Below are 2,120 nucleotides of genomic sequence, written 5' to 3'. Positions count from 1 at the left end.
ATTAGAGAGTATAAGGAAGACCCATTCTCCAATTATTGCTAAGGAATTTATTATCTTTTCATTCTCAAAGCAGAACTGCGTTTAGCGCTCTGTTGCCACCAATTTGAGAAATGAGTAGAGTAAAAAGCTTTCTGACTGAATTAGACGACTATGAATTGGCATTTTTTGCGAAATTCAAGCTTTTGACTTATATGAAAGAAACTCAATCGGAAATAAAAGAATATCTGATTGAAAGAAACCTGAACGAATCTAAAATTGACCGATTAATTTCAGAGAATCCAAAGTCAAAATTAAATGACGACAGAAAAAGATGTCCGCGTTGTTATTCAGACAAAATACGAAACGACAAAGTGGAATGGACAAATACTGGAGGTGGAATTGGAATTGGAGACGAAGTAGCAACGTGGGACGGAATTGGTGGAAGAGCAACTTATAAAGACGAAGTTATCTGCAATGTTTGCGGAAATTGGTTGGAAGACCCGAATCAAGAAAAACCACTTCCAACTTCCAAAAAAATATTATACGGAATTTGGGACTTTGTAATCGGAGTTTTACGGAATTAAAAACTGTGGGCAACAATGGCTATAATTCATTGTGGTTATGTGCCATACCAAAATAAAAGTATAAATCAAACGGCTGGATTTCGGCGGAATAATCCTGCGGATGATTCCACAACGAAATCATAGCCGAGACCGTTAGCCACAAGCACAAAAAACAATGCGAATAGCTTTATTTATATTAATTGGAATACACGGAATTATCCACTTATTCGGATTTCTGAAAGCATTTAGCATATCAGAATTTAATACTATTTCACAGCCTATTTCAAAGACTTATGGAATACTATGGCTCGTAACATTTATATTATTTGCTATCACAATTGTTTTAAATCTCATCCATTCAGATTATTGGTGGTTAAGCGGATTTTTAGCTGTAATTGCTTCACAGGTTTTGATTTTCAATTATTGGTCTGATGCAAAATTTGGTACAATAGCAAACCTGATAATTCTCGTAGCTGTAATAATAGCTTACTCAAACTTTAATTTTAAAAACAAAATTGTCGAAGAAAGAAAAAAGTTATTCGAAAACTCAAAAGCTGTTAGTGAAAAAGTAATTACCAAAGAAACTATTTCGGAATTACCTTCAATTGTTCAAAAATGGTTGACCAATAGTGGAGTAATTGGCACACAAACCGTATCCAATGTATATCTGACTCAAGAATTACAATTAAAATTAAAGCCTGACCAAGAAAATTGGAATGAAGGAAAAGCCGAACAATATTTTACTATTCAACCACCAGCATTTAATTGGAACATTAATACTGAAATGAACTCGTTTTTAAGCGTAGTCGGTAGAGATAGATTTATTGAAGGTAAGGGAGAAATGACAATTAAACTTCTTTCTCTTATCCCAGTTGCGAACGCAAAAGATGAGAAAAAAATAGACCAAGCAACATTACAGAGATATTTAGCTGAAATCGTTTGGTTTCCCTCTGCCTCATTGAGTCAACATATAGAGTGGGAGACTATTGACGATTACTCTGCAAGAGCAACAATGACATATGAAGAAACTAAGGGTTCAGGTGTATTTCATTTTGACGAAAATGGAAATTTTGAAAAATTCGTAGCAATGCGTTATCAAGATTCAAAATCAGAAATGCCAACCGAATGGACGGTCGTTGCAACCAAAATAGAAGAACGGAATGAAATAAAAATCCCCGTCGAATGTGAAGCAAGTTGGGAACTAAAGAGCGTTAATTGGACTTGGCTAAGATTGAAAATCACGGATATCCAATACAATGTGAAAGAAATGCCAGTGGCTAACAACGTATATAAAAAATAGCGGTTTAGTCGCTTGATCGAAACAAAATGAATAAATTAAAGGTCAGTTATAATCCGAAAAGTTAGTACGTGGAAATCCGCTACTTTTCATATACTAACCGATGATGTCGAATACGCCTGCGGCGTACTTTTGTCTGCGCTGCTTCGCAGGCACTACATCCAAAAGCATTTCGACATCATCGCTGCGCTAAACCAAATTGCACCTATCCCTTAACACAAAATATCGCCCTAGGACGGGCTTCGAGCCAAAACAGTACACAACTCATGCTAAAAGCAATT

At 35.6% G+C, this 2,120-nt stretch carries 2 protein-coding genes; both read left to right on the top strand.

Going from position 1 to position 2,120, the window contains the following annotated elements; genetic code table 11:
• The first annotated feature begins 110 nt into the window (after nucleotides 1-110).
• A complete protein-coding gene (locus LBU54_RS15230) occupies nucleotides 111-563 on the top strand; it encodes a hypothetical protein (RefSeq protein WP_224531970.1) in 453 nt (150 codons plus the stop codon).
• Nucleotides 564-717: 154 nt separating this feature from the next.
• Entirely contained in the window at nucleotides 718-1,842 is a 1,125-nt protein-coding gene (locus LBU54_RS15225; RefSeq protein ID WP_224531968.1) for a DUF6920 family protein, read from the top strand.
• Nucleotides 1,843-2,120 lie beyond the last annotated feature (278 nt).

The organism is Winogradskyella alexanderae (assembly GCF_020166335.1).
Classification (GTDB): domain Bacteria; phylum Bacteroidota; class Bacteroidia; order Flavobacteriales; family Flavobacteriaceae; genus Winogradskyella; species Winogradskyella alexanderae.
Note: the sequence above shows the minus strand (reverse complement) of the source record. Positions and strands in the feature narration are given on the sequence as shown.